21 protein-coding genes are annotated in these 19,783 nt (G+C 41.6%); 8 read left to right on the top strand and 13 right to left on the bottom strand.

Going from position 1 to position 19,783, the window contains the following annotated elements; genetic code table 11:
* The first annotated feature begins 107 nt into the window (after positions 1-107).
* Positions 108-533 carry a hypothetical protein gene (locus tag IM456_RS10830; RefSeq protein WP_287692917.1) on the top strand — a complete coding sequence of 142 codons (426 nt, stop codon included), beginning with the start codon at positions 108-110 and terminating at the stop codon, positions 531-533.
* A gap of 171 nt (positions 534-704) precedes the next feature.
* On the opposite strand, the gene IM456_RS10825 is transcribed toward IM456_RS10830, so the two are convergent.
* The 4 genes from IM456_RS10825 to murQ form a co-directional block, all read right to left on the bottom strand.
* Positions 705-1,283: an esterase/lipase family protein gene (locus tag IM456_RS10825; RefSeq protein ID WP_287692915.1), complete on the bottom strand. Its 579-nt coding sequence runs from the start codon at positions 1,281-1,283 to the stop codon at positions 705-707.
* A 109-nt stretch (positions 1,284-1,392) separates the two neighbouring features.
* A complete protein-coding gene (locus IM456_RS10820) occupies positions 1,393-1,791 on the bottom strand; it encodes a DUF4164 domain-containing protein (RefSeq protein ID WP_002782684.1) in 399 nt (132 codons plus the stop codon).
* Between the two features lie 180 nt (positions 1,792-1,971).
* Complete coding sequence (locus IM456_RS10815) at positions 1,972-3,462, bottom strand: site-2 protease family protein (RefSeq protein WP_287692912.1); 1,491 nt, start codon at positions 3,460-3,462, stop codon at positions 1,972-1,974.
* A 27-nt stretch (positions 3,463-3,489) separates the two neighbouring features.
* A complete protein-coding gene (murQ, locus tag IM456_RS10810) occupies positions 3,490-4,410 on the bottom strand; it encodes an N-acetylmuramic acid 6-phosphate etherase (RefSeq protein WP_287692910.1) in 921 nt (306 codons plus the stop codon).
* A 195-nt stretch (positions 4,411-4,605) separates the two neighbouring features.
* Here murQ and rplU point away from each other — a divergent pair, with 195 nt between their 5' ends.
* The 3 genes from rplU (at position 4,606) to IM456_RS10795 (ending at position 6,379) form a co-directional block, all read left to right on the top strand.
* A complete protein-coding gene (gene rplU, locus IM456_RS10805) occupies positions 4,606-4,995 on the top strand; it encodes a 50S ribosomal protein L21 (protein WP_045358409.1) in 390 nt (129 codons plus the stop codon).
* Between the two features lie 34 nt (positions 4,996-5,029).
* A complete protein-coding gene (gene rpmA / locus IM456_RS10800; protein ID WP_002744094.1) occupies positions 5,030-5,299 on the top strand; it encodes a 50S ribosomal protein L27 in 270 nt (89 codons plus the stop codon).
* 147 nt (positions 5,300-5,446) lie between these two features.
* The gene (locus IM456_RS10795) at positions 5,447-6,379 is read left to right on the top strand and encodes a phytanoyl-CoA dioxygenase family protein (RefSeq protein WP_106909479.1); all 933 of its coding nucleotides are present in this window, start codon (positions 5,447-5,449) and stop codon (positions 6,377-6,379) included.
* 179 nt (positions 6,380-6,558) lie between these two features.
* Here the strand turns inward: IM456_RS10795 and IM456_RS10790 are convergent, their stop codons facing one another.
* The 3 genes from IM456_RS10790 to accA all read right to left on the bottom strand — a co-directional run bounded on the left by IM456_RS10790 (position 6,559) and on the right by accA (position 8,345).
* Entirely contained in the window at positions 6,559-6,945 is a 387-nt protein-coding gene (locus tag IM456_RS10790) for a HepT-like ribonuclease domain-containing protein (protein ID WP_287692907.1), read from the bottom strand.
* Entirely contained in the window at positions 6,935-7,225 is a 291-nt protein-coding gene (locus tag IM456_RS10785; protein WP_004163212.1) for a nucleotidyltransferase family protein, read from the bottom strand. The genes IM456_RS10790 and IM456_RS10785 overlap by 11 nt, the downstream gene beginning before the upstream one ends.
* Before the next feature lie 130 nt (positions 7,226-7,355).
* A complete protein-coding gene (gene accA, locus IM456_RS10780; RefSeq protein WP_079206907.1) occupies positions 7,356-8,345 on the bottom strand; it encodes an acetyl-CoA carboxylase carboxyl transferase subunit alpha in 990 nt (329 codons plus the stop codon).
* A 174-nt stretch (positions 8,346-8,519) separates the two neighbouring features.
* Here accA and IM456_RS10775 point away from each other — a divergent pair, with 174 nt between their 5' ends.
* Positions 8,520-9,467: a fused MFS/spermidine synthase gene (locus tag IM456_RS10775; protein ID WP_012264356.1), complete on the top strand. Its 948-nt coding sequence runs from the start codon at positions 8,520-8,522 to the stop codon at positions 9,465-9,467.
* Between the two features lie 214 nt (positions 9,468-9,681).
* Here the strand turns inward: IM456_RS10775 and recJ are convergent, their stop codons facing one another.
* The 5 genes from recJ to IM456_RS10750 form a co-directional block, all read right to left on the bottom strand.
* Positions 9,682-11,964 carry a single-stranded-DNA-specific exonuclease RecJ gene (gene recJ / locus IM456_RS10770; RefSeq protein WP_149986369.1) on the bottom strand — a complete coding sequence of 761 codons (2,283 nt, stop codon included), beginning with the start codon at positions 11,962-11,964 and terminating at the stop codon, positions 9,682-9,684.
* A 276-nt stretch (positions 11,965-12,240) separates the two neighbouring features.
* On the bottom strand, positions 12,241-12,495 hold the full coding sequence (locus IM456_RS10765; RefSeq protein ID WP_149986370.1) for a MoaD/ThiS family protein: 255 nt from the start codon (positions 12,493-12,495) through the stop codon (positions 12,241-12,243).
* A gap of 19 nt (positions 12,496-12,514) precedes the next feature.
* Complete coding sequence (gene sbcC, locus IM456_RS10760; RefSeq protein ID WP_149986372.1) at positions 12,515-15,538, bottom strand: exonuclease subunit SbcC; 3,024 nt, start codon at positions 15,536-15,538, stop codon at positions 12,515-12,517.
* A gap of 245 nt (positions 15,539-15,783) precedes the next feature.
* Positions 15,784-16,233, bottom strand: coding sequence for a type II toxin-antitoxin system VapC family toxin (locus IM456_RS10755; protein WP_287692905.1), 450 nt, complete (start codon positions 16,231-16,233; stop codon positions 15,784-15,786).
* Positions 16,233-16,460 (bottom strand): hypothetical protein, encoded by a 228-nt coding sequence (locus IM456_RS10750; protein WP_002782697.1) that lies wholly within the window; start codon positions 16,458-16,460, stop codon positions 16,233-16,235. The genes IM456_RS10755 and IM456_RS10750 overlap by 1 nt, the downstream gene beginning before the upstream one ends.
* Before the next feature lie 209 nt (positions 16,461-16,669).
* Here IM456_RS10750 and IM456_RS10745 point away from each other — a divergent pair, with 209 nt between their 5' ends.
* On the top strand, positions 16,670-17,008 hold the full coding sequence (locus IM456_RS10745; RefSeq protein WP_149986375.1) for a rhodanese-like domain-containing protein: 339 nt from the start codon (positions 16,670-16,672) through the stop codon (positions 17,006-17,008).
* Positions 17,009-17,144: 136 nt separating this feature from the next.
* Positions 17,145-18,221, top strand: coding sequence for a heat-inducible transcriptional repressor HrcA (hrcA, locus tag IM456_RS10740; protein WP_149986377.1), 1,077 nt, complete (start codon positions 17,145-17,147; stop codon positions 18,219-18,221).
* Here hrcA and IM456_RS10735 read toward each other — a convergent pair.
* Complete coding sequence (locus IM456_RS10735; protein WP_002760270.1) at positions 18,208-18,501, bottom strand: hypothetical protein; 294 nt, start codon at positions 18,499-18,501, stop codon at positions 18,208-18,210. The two genes, hrcA and IM456_RS10735, sit on opposite strands and share 14 nt — an antisense overlap.
* A 228-nt stretch (positions 18,502-18,729) precedes the next feature.
* Here IM456_RS10735 and menA point away from each other — a divergent pair, with 228 nt between their 5' ends.
* Positions 18,730-19,638, top strand: a complete 909-nt coding sequence (gene menA, locus IM456_RS10730) for a 2-carboxy-1,4-naphthoquinone phytyltransferase (protein WP_287692904.1) — start codon at positions 18,730-18,732, stop codon at positions 19,636-19,638.
* Positions 19,639-19,783 lie beyond the last annotated feature (145 nt).

Genomic DNA, 19,783 nt, shown 5'->3' with positions numbered 1-19,783 from the left:
TTGAGAGAATCGTGCTTCAAAACCTTGCGTCTTCATCGGCCCGCGTCCTGTAGGGGCGAAGCATTCGGGCAATAACCTATCGGTGAAACCGGAGATTTTCTATCCGAATGCTTCGCCCGTACTTTTTGCCGCAAACCCTAATTCTCATCAGTAATCCTCAATCTTTTAATCCTATGTCAGAAACTCCTAAATATGACCTTCGTGGAGCAAATATTGCTAACTTTGCCGATACGGTGCAAGGAGATCAAAAAGCAGTTCAACATAATTACGCCACACCCCAAAATTTAGCTGAAGCCGCCCAAGAAATCCAACAACTTATCAGCCAACTTACCCAAACTTATCCCACTAATACCGAAATTGAAAAACAAACTTTTGTCGCACAAGTTGACGCAGAAATCAAGAAAAATTCTCGATTAAGAAGCATTTTTTTAATCACGGGAGGAATTGAATTAATTAAAGTCCTCTGTCCTCCCCTCGGTATTCCCATTGAAATGGGTAAAAAATGGCTAGAAACTGCTAATTTAAGTGAGTAAACCTAGAGGTTTAATAATCTTCTAATGATACAAATCCCGAAGTCCGCCGCTGATGCGTTTCATTTTTGAATTAGCACAATTATAACCATAAGTCAAGCTTTTTTGATGATAATTAACTTTTTTGTTGGTGATATTTTGACCTTGTTCGGGTATTGGAGACAACCAGTATTTCTATTCTAATAAAGTATCTTTAATTGTTGTTAAAACTTTGCTATCTTTGACCATCCAAGCATGGAGCAATACGGGAATCGAAATTTCTTTACCCACCGATAAACGGGAACTATGGGCAGGAAATATCATTAAATCGTAGGGAGTCCAGATAATTGTGGTTTTAATTTTATTTAAAATTTGTTGACAATCTTGATTTAAATCCTCTAGAAATTGACTCCCCGGCTGCATTTGTCTAATCCCATCTAAGGGTAAACTATACGCGGTTAACGTGCCTCGATTCGGTGCAGAAATATTTAGGTAACGTTGCACTCTTTCCACTCCTCCCAATCTTTGCAGGTAGTAGCGGGTAATTAATCCTCCCATACTAAACCCAATCAGATCTACTTTCTGCTCTTTAGCAAAGTTTTTCTCGATATAATTGTCCACCTGACCGGCTAAAACTTCTAACTTTTCGTAACCATGATTGGGAATTAGATTAAAACTATGCACCTGCCAACCATGATAGTTTAAATACTCGCTCATCGGTTTAAAAACAGCCGTAGTGGCTAGAAAACCATGCACCAAAACAACGGGATTCATAGATGAGATTTTATCCTTGAATTCTGAATCTATTCTAACGGATGATCGGGGTAATGAGCGAAAAATTTTGGGGAAGAGCCTATCTACTAGGTACGGCTACCGGCAACTTCTAAGGATTAGGGAAAAAACCAAAAAGTTTAGCGGCACCTCCTAAAATAGCGACCACCAATGCTATCAGAATCCCTCGATTGGTGAATTCCTGATAGGCAACCCTTGCAGTTAATCCATTGATTTTTTCGTCTAAAGCTTTAATATCTCCCTTGAGTTCGGCCTGTCCTATTTCTACTTTAGTTAACCGGTCTTCTACCTTGTCAAATCTCTCGTCAATACGGTTTTCCAGAGAGTCGATTTTCTCATCAATACGTTTTTCCAGAGAGTCGATTTTCTCGTCAATACGTTTTTCCAGAGAGTCGATTTTCTCGTCAATACGTTTTTCCAGAGAGTCGATTTTCCCCTCAATCCTTGTCAGGACAGCTTCTAGGGAATAAGTGACAGTTTCGTTAGACATTTTAAGCAACTCCAAAAGTCAAATCTTCAGGGGTAAATGCTGGAGGCTATATTTTACGGAAAAATCAGGGGTCTATAGGCGTACACGGATTCCCATTATAAGAAAATTATAAGTCAAGACTTGAGTTTTTGTCAAGCTTTTTTTTGACGGCAATCAATGGCAAGAATTTCGGGGAAGTATTTAGCCACCGATGCCTAACCGTCCCGCTAAACTAGGGCTTAAAGGAATCAGAGTCGCCAACATTAAAAAGAGTAGTAATAAACCCCAACCGGCGCGGGTGTCATCGGGTTCGGTTAACTCGTTTAAACTCGGTCTTTCCAACTCTCTTTGTAAAAAAGCGACTAAAATTGTCCAATAGAGAGGAATCGGATTACTGGGATTAACTAAGGAAATAATGCCCAAAATGACCAAAGTGGCCACAGTGGTGCGGCGGGCAATTTTGCGACCATAAATAGCCTGAACAATTCTGCCACCATCTAACTGTCCAGCAGGCAGTAAATTAAGGGCGGTAATCACCAATCCTAACCAACCGATAACAGTTAAAGGATGCACGGAGATAACAGCATTTTGTAACTCGTCGCCCAAAACTATCCGCGCTAAAAAACTCACTAAAATTGAACTTTGGAAAAAGGTACTAGGGATTTGAAAAAGGCTGGCAGAATTAGATAAAGTCAGTCCAACGATTAACAAGATTAAAGAAACCAAACCGCCCAAAGCAGGACCAGCGAAAGCTATATCAAATAGAACACTGCGGTTAGGTAATAAAGATTCAAAACGAGTAATCGCCCCAAAAGAACCAATCTGCCAAGTGGGAAGAAAATAGGGTAAACTGAGACGAACATTATGGCGTTTAGCGATAATTAGATGACCGATTTCGTGGGCAATTAATACCGACCATAAACCCAAACTCAGGGGAATTGCTTCTCGATATCTCTGCCAATTACTAAACAAATCAAAACCCAATAAAATTCCCGCCGCTTCTAAGCTGGTGACAATAGTGGCTACTAACAAAACTAAAGAGAGATTTTTTTGAGCAAGAGTGGCAGGACTAGGATCATTAGTTTTGGGAAGGATAATTACCACAGGTTTTTCCTCGGTTCCTTCCACCAAAAATAAACGATATTTGTCGCCAAAATGAACACTTAATTTCTGGGTTAAGCGCGAGTGAACGATATCCGGTTCTCCCCGTAAATTGCCTTTAAAAATTGCCCCTTCCTGAAAAGAGATAGTTTCGGTGGCAAAAAAAGTATCTATCCCAAAAATACTCTGAATAACTTTTAAATCCTCTTCGGGAATTGGCATCACATCCGGCACAATTGCTGTCACCGCTGCCGGGATTTCTAGAGGAGTAACGGACTGGCTAACTGCCGGGTTAACTTTCGGTTCAATTATCTGATTGGTTTTCAGTAAGCGTAAACGGCTGCCCAAATAAATATAGATAATGGTGGAAGCAACCAGTAAAAAGAGAATTACCGCTAGATTGAGATAAATTCCCGCCGCAAATAGCCCGAAAAAAATTAACCAAGGAGCTATGAGTACCAAGGATTGTAACCAAGCTAAAATTCCCAGTTGGCCGTAGGGTTTAGCCCGATAAAAACTCCAAGTCAAGATAGCACCAGCGACGAGGAAAATAACAGCAATCGCAGCAATTTCCGAAGAAATATTAACCATAGGAAAGTCAAAATCAATAGGTTTTTATCAATCAATTTGATTATAAGCTTGCAGGGCGGCCCGTAATTGACCCCGATGCTTTTGTAACAATTCTTGTCCTGGGGCCGCCGAAAGTCCCGTTTTCTGCATTAACAAAGCCAGTTTAACCCGGCGGCCACTTTTTTCCAGTAAAATAGCCGCTTCCTCGCGACTAACATCGGTAAGGTTACAGATAATTCGCAGGGCGCGGTCATGGAGTTTATGATTAGTAACTGCCACATCGACCATCTGGTTGCCGTAAACCTTGCCTAACATGACCATTGTCCCTGTGGAAAGAATATTTAAAGCCATTTTCGTCACCGTTCCCGCTTTCAGCCGTGTGGAGCCGGCCAAAAGTTCCGGTCCAGTCAATAACCGGATATCCACATCCACCGCGATCTCCACTTGTTCGGCGGGGACACAACTAATGGCAATCGTCGTCGCACCCCGCTGTTTTGCCGCCTGTAAAGCCCCATGAACGTAGGGGGTTGTCCCCCCGGCGGTAATCCCCACTACCACGTCTAATTCGTGAATTTCTCGCTGGGAAATAATCGCCGCCCCATCTTCCGCTTTATCCTCCAAATCTTCGGAACTACGCACCAGCGCCGCCGCTCCACCGGCGATAATTCCCTGTACCAATTCCGGGGGCGTGCAGAAGGTGGGAGGACATTCGGCCGCGTCCAAAACCCCCAGCCGGCCACTGGTTCCCGCCCCAATGTAAAAGAGTCTACCACCTTTAGCCAGAGCTTGACTGGTCAGGGAGATCGCTAGGGCCAATTCTTGCTGGGCCATGGCGATCGCTTTTAGGGTTTGGGCATCCTCGCGATTGAAGAGAGCCACCAATTCGAGCGGGTTTAATTGGTCTAAATTTAGGCTGTTTGGGTTAATTTGTTCGGTTAACAGGTGTCCTCTGCTTTCCCACTGTTCCATAACGGTTTAATTGAGTTTTTCGTAAGATTATTTTCAGTATATAGCCAATCGGTGGGTAAAAAGCTTGACAATTGCCGCCCGAATATTAGATAATAGTAAATTGTGTCAATTCCTGCTCGGATCAGGTGAAGACATTAGCACAAAAGCTGGAATTTTTTTCAGCTACCTGTACGGCAAAACGAGCGCAGAAAATTCATGAGTTACGCAATTATTGAGACTGGTGGCAAACAGATTCGGGTAGAACCCGGTCGCTATTACGATATCGAACTTCTTCCCGTCGATGAACAAAGTACCCATACCATCGACAAAGTGCTATTAATCCATGATGAGGATGATATTAGCATCGGTCAGCCCTTTATCGAAGGGGCCACCGTGGCAGGGACTGTCATGCAACATCGTCGGGGCAAAAAAGTTATTGTCTATAAAATGCGCCCGAAAAAGAAAACCCGTAAAAAGCGCGGTCATCGTCAAGAAATTACCCGTTTTATGATTGATTCAATCAATTATAACGGTAAAACCCTAGTCGCCACTGCTGCTACCTCCGTCGCTGAAGTTGTAGAAGATAGTAGCGATGAAGAAGAATAACTTTTAAAATCAAAAAAGCATTTGGAGAGAAATTATGGCTCATAAGAAAGGTACGGGTAGTACCCGCAACGGACGCGATTCTCGTTCCCAGAGACTAGGCGTTAAGCGCTACGGTGGTCAAGTGGTAAAAGCGGGAAATATTCTCATCCGTCAACGGGGTACTAAAGTTCACCCGGGTAAAAATGTTGGTCGTGGTGGCGATGATACTTTATTCGCTTTAATTGATGGTGTGGTCAAATTTGAATACAAGGATAAAAGTCGCCGTCAAGTTAGCGTTTATCCTGCTGAAGTTAGCGCCAGTTAATCCCATCAACCCTGATTAATTTTTTCCCTGTAACCTCCTAACTCATACTAGGGGGTTTTTTCAGATAATTTATATCTGTTGACAGACTAGACCGAACACTCATAGATTAGAATAGTCCGAAAGTAGCTCGGAAAAGATGGACTCACCATGATTCTTAAAATTGCCGATATCTTAAAAAATTTTCCCTGGTCTTTCAATTCTACTGCCGAATTACCCTGGTTAGATCGATCGCGAGCCGAAAAATCCCTGCAAAAAGCTCGTCAACAACGGCGAATTTCCGAACGAGAATATCAACTCCTTGACCATTGGCGAGAATTGGGTTATTGTATTGTCAAAGATTTAATTCCCGCAACGGCGATCGATAATTTAGTAGCAGAATTAGCCGATTTATTTTTCCTAGAATCGGCTATCCCTGGATTAAGAATTGAAGGCATTCAAGCAGAAAATCTACCGGCGAGTTTAAGTCACGAGCAAGTTTTAGCCCTAGATATCGAGCAAAGAAAAGCCTTAGTCAATTCTATTTGGCGACTCCATGGCTTTCATGAGATTTCCCCCGCCGCTCAAGCAATTTTTGACAATCAAAATCTGAGAGATTTAGTTAATTTAATTATTGGCAAATCCTGCGAACCGAGATATTCCATCAACTTCCTGCACGGTACAGAGCAAGGACTGCACGAGGATATGGCAGTTTTTTATGTTCATCCTGCTAATCATTTAGTTGGTGTTTGGATTGCCTTGGAAGATATTTCCGCAGATGCTGGCCCGCTAATTTTTTATCCTAAATCTCATAAAAATATCAAAGTAACTGACTTTTTTCCAGACTATCCCGCCGTCAATCTTAAAAATATTACTGCCGCTCAAATTCCCCAATACCAAGATTATGTTAACCAGCGCGCTCAGAATTATGACTGTCAATCATTTACTGCTAAAAAAGGAGAGATTCTTCTCTGGCACGGAATGTTAATTCATGGTGGTGGGAAGATTAATAATACCCTGCTAACCCGTAAATCGATGGTCATTCATTTTATTGCCGAGGGTGGCGATTACAACGATCGGGCTTTGGGACCTTTTAATTGGTAGGATTAATTTACTACTAATAACTCGGAAATAATCGGACTAATACTAAATCCGTTTAGTATAGGCTACTTATGAGGAGAGGCAATAGGGGTAATAGATAATCCGTCTTTAATAACTGGATTTAGTATAACATCGGATTTTAACAGGTCAAAAGTCTTATTTTCAAAGGGTTTTACCATCATTCAGCCAGCCCTAAATATGACAAATGCCCCGCAACTATTCTGTTTTTTTTCCCTTGACAATACTTCTTGTAGTTGTGGTACTAAGGTCGGCAAATCTTCTCGAATTGTTGCCCAAATTCTACTTAAATTAACTTGAAAATATTCGTGAGTTGCAACATTTCTCATTCCTGCCATTAAACGCCAAGGAATAAGAGGATAGCGAGACTGAATTTCCTTCGGTACATTTCTAGTTGCTTCTCCGATAATAATAAAATCATAGAGAACCGCTTTGATATTTGTTTGATTCTTGGCAAATTCCTCAAACGTCATTGCCTTTGTTCGCTGTTCAATTTCACTGATAGATTCTAAAATGTCTTGAAGGCGAAGTCGCCAATCTCTAGAAGGCATTGATCAGATCCTCAAGCACAGGTTCTCGTAAATTTTCTCTTAAGGCATCCTGAGTTCCTAAATCCACAGAGCATCCCAGAATATCTTCTAAATAATACTGTACTTGCAGAAGTTGAAAAAAACCACCTTGTCGATCGAATTCTACTAACAAATCTACATCACTATCGGCATCAGCTTCATCCCTTGCCACTGAACCAAATAAAGACAAAGATTTCACCCCTAGTTTTTGTAACTGTTCTCGGTGTGCCTCTAGAATTGCCAGCACCTCGTCTCGTTTCATCTGGTGTGTCTTTGAACCTGCCATCAATATTATAGCTTTGTCGGTGCAACCCTTAAACTGAAGCTGAAATCTTCCAAATCTACAAAACAAACTAATCACTGAAAACTCACATCTGATCACTGATCACTGATTAAGCTGTAGCTTCTAAAAATACGCCTAAATTGCGGAATTTTTGATAACGAGATTCGCGCCGTTGTTGGGGTGTTAATAAAGATAAAGCCTCTAAATTTTCACTAATAGCGGCTTTTAAATTGGCTGCCGCTTTAATCGGATCAGCATGGGCCCCTCTGGAGGGTTCAGGAACGATCTGATCGATAATATTTAACTCTTTTAAATCTTTTGAGGTAATTTTGAGGGCAACTGCTGCTTTATCGGATTTTTTGGCATCTTTCCAGAGAATGGCGGCACAAGCTTCGGGAGTCGCCACGGTATAGACAGAATGCTCTAACATTAATAGGCGATCGCCGACCCCGATGCCCAAAGCACCGCCGGAACCACCTTCGCCAATAACAGTACAAATGATCGGCACATCTAAACGGAACATTTCCCGGAGGTTATAGGCGATCGCTTCCCCTTGACCTAATTTTTCCGCTTCCACCCCCGCCCAGGCGCCGGGGGTGTCAATAAAGGTTAAAATTGGCTGATTAAACTGATGGGCGTGTTCCATTAAACGCATGGCTTTACGATAACCCCCGGGGGCAGCCATGCCGAAATTTCTAGCCACATTATCCTTAGTATCCCGGCCTTTTTGATGCCCGATAATCACCACGGGACGACCGTTAAAACGGGCAACACCCCCCACAAGAGCGGGATCGTCGTAACCACCGCGATCCCCGTGTAACTCGAACCATTCATCGGTGATTGCTTGAATATAGTCTAGGGTACTGGGGCGCCGGGGATGACGGGCTAATTGTAGCCTTTGGGAAGGGGTGAGATTGCTAAAAATTTCACGACGTAATTGATTAGCTCGTTCGTCTAGTTGAGTAATTTGTTCCGAGACATCTACGCTATTTTCTTGGGCTAATTCTTTAATCTGTTCGATGCGGGATTCTAATTCGTAGAGGGGTTTCTCAAAATCTAGGAGAAAAATCTTTTTCTCGGTAGTCTCGTTTTTAGTCATAGGTTAGTGGCTAGAAGTTTACTGTTCGCTAATCTTTTCTAGCTTACCGTTTTTCAGCGATCGATTATCGGCAGCCTGGGGATTAGCTGGAGATAATTCCAGGTTATCGATCGAAATTTGTCAATTGTTGTATAATAAGAGATCGTGCCTTTTTCACCCCAAGGAGGATTAGTTATGGCAGGAAGTGAACTAAAAGCGGATCTATGGGTTAACGAATATATTACCCCCTGGGACATTTATAGTCATGGGGTTTCGCGGATTTTAGCCTACAAAAAAACCGCTTTTCAGGAGATGTATATTGTTGAATCGGGGGCCTATGGAAAAGCCTTGGTACTGGATGGCAAATGGCAATCTTGTACGGGGGATGAATTTATTTATCATGAAGCGTTAGTGCAACCGGCAATGATTGCCCACCAAGAACCAAAAACTGCTTTAATTCTGGGAGGTGGTGAAGGTGCGACAACGCGGGAGTTATTGCGTTGGAAAACAATCGAAAAAGTGATGATGATTGATATCGATGGGGATGTGGTGGCAGCTTGTAAGGAACATCTTCCCGAAATGCACCAAGGTACTTTTGATGATCCTCGTTTTCAGTTAGTTGTCGCTGATGCTTTAGAAGTTTTAGACACCACTAACGATCAATGGGATATTATTATCTCCGATCTGGTTGATCCCATCGAAGAAGGCCCTTCTTTCCCCCTATTCACGAAAGAATACTTTGAAAAACTACAAAGAGTTTTGGCAGAAAATGGCATTGTTGTTGTCCAATCTGGCCCGGTTTCTCCTCCTTCGGTGATGTATCATGCGCGTTTGGTGAATACTTTAAAAGCAGTTTTTCCCTACGTTCATTCCTATTGTGCTCCCACTCCTAGTTATGGTTCCCCTTGGGGTTTTACTCTCTGTGCTAATCATCCTTTAAATACTCGTCCCGATCCGGACGTGGTAGATGAATTAATCAGCGATACAACTACGGGAGGATTACGTTTAATTGATGGCATGAGTTTACTAGGAATGTTACAAACTCCTCTCTATATTCGTCAAGCAATCGCACAAAATACGGAAGTTTATACCCTGGCAAAACCCCCGAAATTCTTCGGTCAAGGAGTAATCAGTGACCAGTAATCAGGAGTCAGGAGTCAGGAGATAGGGTGATAGGGTGATAGGGATTTAGGGGTTTAGGGGTTTAGGGGTTTAGGGAAATTTCAGCCAAATGCTCCACTTCCCCATTTCCCCATTTCCCCATTTCCCCATTTCCCCATTTCCCCACTTCATAATTCATAATTCATAATTCATAATTCCCACACCTCACCAACAAACTTTTTGCCGCAAACCCTAATTAGAAATCGATCGAGTCTTCATGATTAAGAATTGCTTGCAGTATTTCTAGGGGAACAGTAGCAAAGTATTGCTGGAGAAAGTTTTCTAGGGCTACCGCTTCTAGAAATTGCTCAATCTTATTAATTTTTGCCTCATGATTGACTAATTCAAAGGATAAATTTTCTTGATTTTTCTTGACTTTAAAGCCATTTTCTGCTAGGGAAATTAATCCTAATTCTAGGGTATGATAACTGAGGTTTAAGCGGTTTTGTAATTGTTGACGGGAAATACTGGTTTTAGTTCTAGCTAAATATTTCCCGATCCCGACAAGGTTTATCCATGTGGTGTGAGCGGATTTTTTCAAAGGACTAGCATAGGCAAGAACTAACTTTTTATCCCGTAAAATTGCCTGTTGATATTCCCGGGAAAGTTTTGTCCAATCCCGGGGACATTCCCAGAGAAAAAGGGGATTTAATTGGCTAACTTCTCGATTAATTTCTCGATGGCGATTGTCGATTAAAAAATCTTTTTTATTGCTATAGGTTAGGGATTCTTGTTGATAGGGATGCAAGGCAATTAAGCGCACTTCATAGCGATTTTTGTAGGTATTAAAATCTAATTCGACTACGGCATCATAACGGGTATCGGCAGCAATTTCGTCTTTGTGATGACCCCACCACATACCGGGGAAACCCTGCTCGATTGAACTATCCCAGATCTCAAAAGTTGTCCGGGGATAAGCGATTTTTCTGCCTTTGAAATCCTCAAGATTTTTATGCCAAAGATTGTGAAAATAACAATTTTGAATTAATAGCTTCGGTGTCGGATTACCCATCCCGCATGGTTCCAGTAATTTTAATTCTCTAAATAGACTTTTTCCCAATTGGGAAACCGTCACCACCGCAGCCACTTCTATCTCGGAAGAAAGGGAAGTTAAATCAATTCCTGTGCGTCGCAACTGTTGATTAATCCCCTCAATAAATAGGGGTAAATTTTCTATAGTTAAACTTAAACCTGCGGCCAAAGGATGACCACCAAAACGATGTAAAAGATGGGATTGAGAGGATACTAATTGATAAAGATCGATCTCGCGAATTGACCTAGCGGAACCCTTAGCAAAAGGTGGTTCACTGGTACTTAATAAAATTGTCGGTCGCTGGTATTCTTGGGCAATTTGTCCCGCAACTAATCCTAAAATTCCCGCCATCCATTGGGGATCATCTAAAATAATTACATTAGTGGTAGAAAGATCAATTCTTTCTAGTTTTTTCTGAACTTGTTTAATAATATCCCGTTGGATTTCTTGGCGACGAATATTGGCCAATTCCGCTTGTTCAGCTAATTCTTGACAACGTTTTTCATCTTCACTGGTAAGTAATTCCACACAAAATCTGGCATCGCCATAAATGCGACTGACGGCATTAATGCGCGGTCCAATACCGAAGGATATATCCATCGGTCTATCTCCGGTTTTGTTACATAAATCGAGTAATTTTTTAACTCCCAAACGCTGAGTATTTTGCAGTTTTTTAATACCTTTTTGGGCTAAATAACGACATTCTCCCGTCAATTTGACTAAATCGGCAATTAAACCAATCGCAACTAAATCGAGTAAATTTTCTAGGGGTTTTCTGGGAATATCTGCCAGGGTTAAATACATCGCTTCCACTAATTTATAAGCAACGGCAACCCCAGAAAGATGATAGAAAGGATGGGTTTCCACAAAGTAGCGGGGATTAATCAGGGCAATCACCTCGGGGCGCTCGTCGGGTAGGGTATGATGATCGGTGATGATAATATCGATGCCTAGACTGTTTGCATAGTCAATTTCGGCGATATTCGTGCTTCCCGTGTCACAGGTGACGATTAAACTGGTTCCTTGATGCGCTAGTTTCTCGATACCGGGACAATTGAGGCCGTGGGATTCTTTTTGGCGATCGGGTATGTAATAATCTAACTGTTGATAGGGTGGGAAAAACTGTCCCAATCCTTCCCAGAGGACACTGGTAGCGGTGACACCATCGGCATCGAAATCACCCCAAATAGTCACTTTTTCGGCTTTATTTAGGGCTTTTTCCAGTCTTTTGACGGCGAAGTTCATTTCTTGCCCAAAATCAAAGGGAGTTTTTGACTGATAAGCTTTCTCATCCAGAAACGTCCCCAGAGTCGCCATATCCCGGACACCGCGATGCCATAATATTTGTGCCACGACGCTGCCATCCGACTCTGGGGTGTAGTCTTGGACTATTTTTAAAAACTCTTGGGGAAGAGACACCGATGGGGGAATTTGCCAGTTAGACACGGGATATCAGGGAAAAAGTAAAAAAGGTGACAGTTTTTGTGATTTTCCCTATCTCCATTTAGGGCTTGCTGAATAAATGTGAAATGTAGGCAAGGTAAGGGTTTTGTGGCTTTTCTCGCGAAACAGGTGCAAGATTTTGAGAGAATCGTGCTTCAAAACCTTGCGTCTTCATCAGCCCGCGTCCTGTAGGGGCGAAGCATTCGGACAATAACCTATCGGTGAAACCGTAGATTTTCTATCCGAATGCTTCGCCCGTACTTTTTCAGCAAACCCCATTTAGCCACCACTAACGGGGGGAATCAAAACTATCTCATCGCCATTTTTGAGGATTTTCTCTCCCGAAACAAACTGAAGATTGACTCCAAAACGAGTAACATCGCGCCATCTTTCTAATTGAGGATAGGGGGCTATAATATAGTGTAACACTTCTGTAACGGAAGTGTGGGCAGGAAATTCGAGGTTTAATTGTGAAGTTTGATAGACTTCTTGATAAATAGCAAATAGTTTGACTGTGATCGTAATCTTTTCCATCTTTACATCAATATTTTTCCTAGGATAATAACATTAATTGAGAACCCTGTTCGGTTTTGCGGACTTCGATGCGATGTTGAAAAGCTTCTTTAAATTGGGGCATATGGGTGACAGTCAAAATACAGGCAAAATCGGCGGATATAGCGTTAATTGCCGCAATTAAGCGATCGCATCCTTCCGCATCCTGAGTTCCGAATCCTTCGTCAACAATGAGCATTTGTAGGGCTGTTCCGGCTCTTTGTGCCAATAATCTCGCTAAAGCTAATCGAATCGAGAAATTAATCCGAAAAGCTTCCCCTCCTGAATAGGTTTCGTAGGGACGAGAACCCCTGGTATCGCCAATAATAATATCTAACGTATCGATTAACTTTTGTCGCTGTTTCTTCGTACCTTTACCGCTTTTTTGGGTTAAAAACTGCACATGAAATTGATTACCAGTTAAGCGAGCTAAGATATGATTAGTTTGGGCTTCTAACTCAGGTAAAACATTCTCAATCATCAGAGTTTGTAAACCATTTTTACCGAAAGCTATGGCTAACTCTTTATAAACTGTATATTGTTTTTTAACTTTAGCTAAATCGCCCTCTTTTTCTGTCAGTTGTTTACCTAAAGTTTCCAGTTGATGTAACTTCTCCTCAACCCGACCTTTTTGGGAGAGCAATCCATCAATTATCTGTCTTCGCTGTTGAATATTAGTCGATAATGCGGCTATTTCTTGGCGATAGTCAGTCAAAGTACCAATCTTTTGACTAATATTTGCTAACTCCTGATTCAGCTTCTGGCGATCCTGATTTCGCAGCTGTAATCTTTGCTCAATGTCAGCGATTTTAGCGGCTATTTCCGGATAATTTTTTTCTGCTTGTTGCCAGTCTTGATACTGTAATCTTACCCCCTGTAATTGTCGGATCAGATTTTGAATATTCTGATGTTCACTGCGATCATAATTTAAGTTTTTAAGAAACTTTTCTAAGCGTTCAACTTCCTGTTTAAGTGGGGAGTTTTGACCTAGTTTTTGCTTCTCTTGTTCTAGTCTAGCTAATTGATTAATTAAATTAGGTTTCTCGGCCTTGATATTAGCTAAACGACGGTTTGCTTGCTTAAGTTCTGATTCTTGAATTTCTGCCCAACGCCATCTTTTTTCTTCTCCTCTGACTAAAGCATGACTTTGTTCATCATAGTTTAAAAAGGCGATTTCTTGATTGACAATTTGTAATTCTTGCTGTAATTCTAGGGCATAATTGCCACTGCTTAAAAGTGCTTCTAACTCGACAAGTATCTCCTCGGTTTTCTCTAGTTCTATTTCCTTTTCTTCAATAGTTTCTAACTTGACTTCCAACTGCACATATTTTTGTTGTAGATTCGATCTTGCTGGCAATTCTTGTTTAATTTGGGCTAATTCCTCCCCTAAACGTTTTAAATCTCGATCGCAGTCTGCCATCTGTTCCTGTAGGGACCAGATTTGCTCTTGAATTTGTTCTTGATGTTGATGGGTTTTCCTGATTACCTGATGACGGTGATGACTGTCTAAATTCTGTTCACACAGAGGACAAACCGAATCGGGAATATTTAATTTTTCCAATTTATCAGTTAACTCTAAAAGTTGTTCTTCATATCTTTTCTGTTGCTCCAATAAACTTTTTTTATCCACTTGTTTAAGAGTTTCCTTTTCTTCAACTCGTTCACAATAGGTTTGTTTTTTATCTAGTTCCTTAATTCGTTTGGCTAAATTGAGAGCTTCCTCTCTTAGTAGAGGAATACGAGCGATTTCTGTCTCTAATTGTTGCCGATTTCTTTGCAGTTGTTCCCAACGAGCATTGATCTTAGCTTTTTCCCGTTCCAACTGCATATTTAAATCAGCTTTTCGGCTATTTAAAGGAGCATATTTTAAAGCTAATCTATCCAATTCCTGAAGACGTTGACGATGATAATTTAATTTCTCTAATCCTGCTTGAATATCCCCCGCTTGCTCGATAATTTTTTGAGTTTCTTGTTCCTGTCTTCCCAATTCTTCTAAACGAGCGCTCGTTTGTTGGATGGGAAGGGTAAATTCGTTAATTTTTTGCTGTAATTTCTGTTCTAATTGTTGTTTATCATACTGGGCCTGTTGCCAAGCTTGCAATTGACTTGACAAACTTGCCTCTTTCTGGTCTAAATTCATTAGGCGCTCGTGTGCGGTAATAATCTCATTTTTGCGATGAAGAATAGTCCTTATTTGATTTAATTGATTGTCTAGACTAACTTTTTCCTGGTCTAATCTCTCGATTTCCGCTAATAAAGCTCGCTCCTGTTCTCTTTGCCACTGCAGCTGTTTTTCCCAATTCTGACGCTGATTTTCTTCCCCTTGCAGTTGCTGTAAACGCCGATTATTTACCTCTTGTTCTTGATTAATTTGGTTAATTTGTGTGCTTAACTCTTGCAGGTGTTCCTGATAAGAATTTTTCTCCTGAAGACGGAGTTTGATAGTTTCTACTTGCTGCTCTATCTGGAGGGACTGTCCATCAAATTGTTTCGATATATCCTTGGCTTTATTTGCTAAAATTTCATAGCGATCGAGTTGTAATAATTCTGCTAAAATCTGTTTACGACCACTGGGAGGCTGTTTCATAAACTCGTCCGCTTGTCCCTGCCGTAAATAAGCAGAATTAATAAAAGTTTTATGGTCTATTTTCAGATAAGTATTAATCTGTGCTTGGGTATCTTTAATACTTTTACCCGATAAAGGACGAAAACTCTGATCATTAATCACCTGAAAATCTAAACCAGAAGCTTTCCCTCCCCGGTGACGACTACGGATAATTTTATAAATTTCTCCCCCATAACTAAACTCGAAATCTACCCGCGCATAATCGCTGCCCGCATGAATCACATCATCACCAATCGAGACGCGACTTTCTCCCCAAATTGCCCAAGTAATTGCTTCCAGTAAAGAGGATTTTCCCGCGCCATTGGCACCACAAATACAGGCAGTATGTAATCCGCGAAAATCCAGCACTGCCTCGCGATAACTGAGAAAATTTTTCAGGGTTAATTGTAGGGGAATCATAAGCTGGGAAGTGGGGAAGTGGGGAGTGGGGAAGTGGGGAGGTGGGGAAGTGGGGAGAATACAGTACAACTTAGAAATTAATCAGAGGATAAAAAACCGAGGACAAGATAGCTTCAGCGCAATACATCTGGGTGAATCTATTCGGTATCAATAACTCTCTCCTACAATAACCTCTAATCAAAGCTTAACTGAAATCAAGCCTGGAGCAAATGCGCTTTTTTGGTTCTCCGCAATTCTCCTCACCATTAGGGATTAAGTAAGTCTTGCGGCTGAACGATGATGATATTAGGAAGGGGAACAAAGTCATCAGGATTAAAGGTTAATAAATGAGTGATATTATGAGCTTTCATAACAGCCAGAAGCCTAATATCGTGAGTCCTTTTTCCCTTGATGTTATAGTCAGTGACTAATTGAAACCAAAGGGTAAATATCTCTGGGTTTTCTTCGAGAAGGGTGAATCTGTTCAGAAATTGATTGATTTGATTTTTAGTTCTTTCAGGAGTCCAGCCTAACCCATTAACCTCAGTAGGACGGGTGGCAACTACCCAAAACTCAATGATAATTTGTGAGGTCAAGCAGCATTTATGTCCTTGATCTATTAAGATATAGGTCGCATCTCTTGCCAGGGCATAATTAGCGGAAATTCGGTCACTCAGCCTCAGTAAAATATTAGTATCAAATAGATATTTAGCCATTAGTCATAGATAGTTTCACGCCCTAAGGCTTCATCGGGTAATCCAGGGGTATCCTTGGGTTGACTTTCCAGAAATTTTAGCCAATCTTCTGCTTTTTCGTGGGAGGTCATCTCTTCAATTTTTGGCGAAGTTATCTGAGTTAGAAATTGGCTGAAGTTTAAGACTTCTTGTTGTTTTTCTAAAGGAAGTTTTCGCAAGTTTTCGATAACGGCTTGTTCAATATTCATCGAAATTCAGCTTGTCGATTAATCGGCGTACTAAAAAGCATCAATGTCTTCAATACCTGCCGTTTCCCTATTATATCACCCCCCCGCTCTGGCACTGACCAAATCCCCCCACTTGGCTGGGATATTATTCCTACGCAAGTCCCTAACCGCTCAGGGTCCCTCGATTTGCTACTCTAAAGGAAAGATAACCGATTCTTAAGACCAAATCTATGAGCATTCCCGAAATTAGCGTCCATGAACTCGCTCTCCGTTTGGCCGATCATGATCCTAATTTACAACTTATTGATGTGCGCGAACCAGAGGAAGTTGCGATCGCATCTGTAGCCAATTTTACCATTTTACCCTTGAGTCAATACCAAGAATGGTCGCCCACTATTGCCAGCCAATTCAACCCCCAAGCGGAAACCCTCGTTATCTGTCACCATGGCATGAGATCCCTGCAAATGTGCCAATGGCTACAAAGTCAGGGTTTTACTAATGTTAAGAATATTAACGGCGGCATCGATGCTTATGCCGTCCTCGTCGATCCTAATATTCCCCGTTACTAATTTTCACGGCCCCCATCGGGAAAAGAGAGAGGCCAACTATCCCCTTTCTCCCCATTGATAACTGACTACTGATAACTGATTAAGCGTTATACTGTCTAAAAAAATGTTATAAATCTTTTGTTAAGATTATTCCCCTATGTCCGCTAGAAACCATCTCAGCGATCGCTATCAACATATCTTAAAGGCGACAATCCAACATTATATCGCCACGGCCGAACCGGTTGGCTCGAAAACTTTGCTCGAGGAGTACAAATTTACTGTTAGTTCCGCCACGATTCGCAATGCTCTCGGTAAACTAGAAAAAGAAGGTTTACTCTATCAACCCCACACTTCCTCCGGACGCATTCCCTCCGATTGGGGTTATCGTCTCTACGTCGATGAGTTGATGACTCCCGATGACCGTATCGGCGAAAAAATCGGCTATTATCTGCATCAAAACGCTAAATCTCCCGCTTGGAGTCTCGAAAGTCTGCTGCAACGGGCTACCCAACTTTTAGCCGGTTTAAGCGGTTATATCGCTATCGTTACTCTTCCCCACACCCTCACTAATACCCTGCGTCATCTGCAATTAATCCCCGTCTCAGCCAAGCAGATTATGTTAATTATTGTTACAGATAGTTTACAAACACGCTCGGTTATGATAGAGATTCCCGAGTCTATGGAAACGGACAAGGAGGATGGATTAGCAGAAGAATTACAAATCCTCTCTAATTTTCTGGGGGAAAAATTAAAAGGTTATTGCTTGGCAGATTTAATTAACCTCGATTGGCAGCAAATCGAGCGAGAATTTGCCCGTTATACCCATTTTCTCCAACAATTAAGCCAAGAAATCAGCGCTAGTCTCCAATCCACTGCCACCCCCGAGATTATCGTCCATGGTGTCGCTGAAGTCATTCGACAGCCAGAATTCGCCCAATGGCAACAAGTACAAATGTTGCTGCATCTATTGGAAGCAGAACAGGATCGCCTTTTACCCCTGATTTTACAAAGACCAGAACCAGAAAAATCAGCTAAAAAAGTCAAAATCACCATTGGTTCCGAAAATCCTCTGGAATCCATGCGCCCTTGTACTCTTATCTCCGCTTTTTATAAACAGGGAGATACTCCCGTCGGTAGTGTTGGCATTATCGGACCAACGCGAATGTTATACGAAAATACTATTTCCCTGGTGGAATCCACCGCTAACTATCTCAGTGAAGCTATAAGTAAGTAGATATCCCCCGCAAAGGTTCGGGAATAGGACAATCGACAGTAAACTCTAAAATTGTCTCACCATCCCCCAAATAGCCAGAATTGGCAAAACAGAGCAACATCCGCACCAGCGCCACCCACACCTCCGCATCGAACTCCCAATCCTGTCCCCGACGCGCTCCACAGGCGATCGATTTTAGCGCCCAAAAATAACTATTTCTCACCACTGAACCGCCTTTTTTATAAACCGGTACATCCTCATGGTGAATATAAAGAATATCATCTTTAGCGATCGCTCTCATCGGTGGCTAGGAAAGTTGCGGGAATTTTCAGTTATCGTCTAGAGAATAACACCCTATAGGAAATTTTGGGCGCATCCCCTGCACCCCTGCCATTTTTAATAACTTCTGTTTATCATCACAAATAGGAAATGTCGTCTTTCTAGTGAAGGCACAAAAAGCTATAATTCTACCTTAAAGGCTCGTTTTTTATCCCTAGAGCGTTCGAGTTTTCCTGATTATTATTCAGCTATGACCACCGATACTGTCACCACCCCCTCACCCAAAAAACTCTGGTTAGCAGCCATTAAACCACCAATGTACAGTGTGGCGATTATACCGATTATTCTGGGAACAGCGATCGCTTATCAGGAAACAGGTCGATTTTCTCTGCCGATTTTTGCCACTTTTATCCTCTCAGCTATTTTAATTCTCGCTTGGTTAAATCTCAGCAATGATGTTTTTGATGCCGATACCGGGATCGATGTCAATAAGGCACATTCGATTGTTAATTTAACTGGCAATAAATCTTTAATTTTTTGGCTGAGTAATCTTTTTCTATTATTAGGCATCGCTGGTATTTTTGCTATTAGTTATGGGCGAGGCGATTGGATGATCCTAGAATTAATCGCCCTCTGCTGTTTTTTGGGCTATACCTATCAAGGGCCTCCCTTCCGTCTCGGTTATCAAGGATTAGGTGAAATTATCTGTTTTTTTACTTTTGGACCCTTGGCGATTGCCGCTGCCTACTATTCCCAAGTTGGTGCTTTTTCTGTCCCTAGTCTAGCGGCTTCAATTATTATCGGGATTACCACTTCTATCATCCTTTTTTGTTCCCATTTCCATCAAGTCGCCGATGATCTCAAAGCGGGTAAAAAATCACCTATTGCCCGTTTGGGTACTTTAAAAGGTTCTAAAGTTTTAACCGCAGTGACGGTTCTCGTTTACGTTTTAACGGTAGTTTTTGTCCTGCTGCAAGTTTATCCCCCTCTCACTCTCTTAATCTTCCTTAGTCTCCCTTTCGCTTGGCAATTAGTCCACCACGTTAACCAAAATCACGACCAACCTCAGCTAGTCAGTAACTGTAAGTTTATAGCGGTTAATCTCCACTTTTTTAGTGGCCTTCTCTTCTCCCTTGGTTATTTCCTTGTTTCCCGTTGATCAACCCGATTTTTTTTCTTAAACCCCTTTATCAGTTATCAGTTATCAGTTATCAGTTATCAGTTATCAGTTATCAGTTATCAGTTATCAGTTATCAGTTATCAGTTATCAGTTATCAGTTATCAGTTATCAGTTATCAGTTATC

This window comes from Microcystis sp. M079S1 (assembly GCF_020246425.1).
Taxonomy (GTDB): Bacteria; Cyanobacteriota; Cyanobacteriia; order Cyanobacteriales; family Microcystaceae; genus Microcystis; species Microcystis aeruginosa.
The sequence above is the reverse complement of the archived record's forward strand: the minus strand, read 5'-3'. Positions and strand labels throughout refer to the sequence as shown.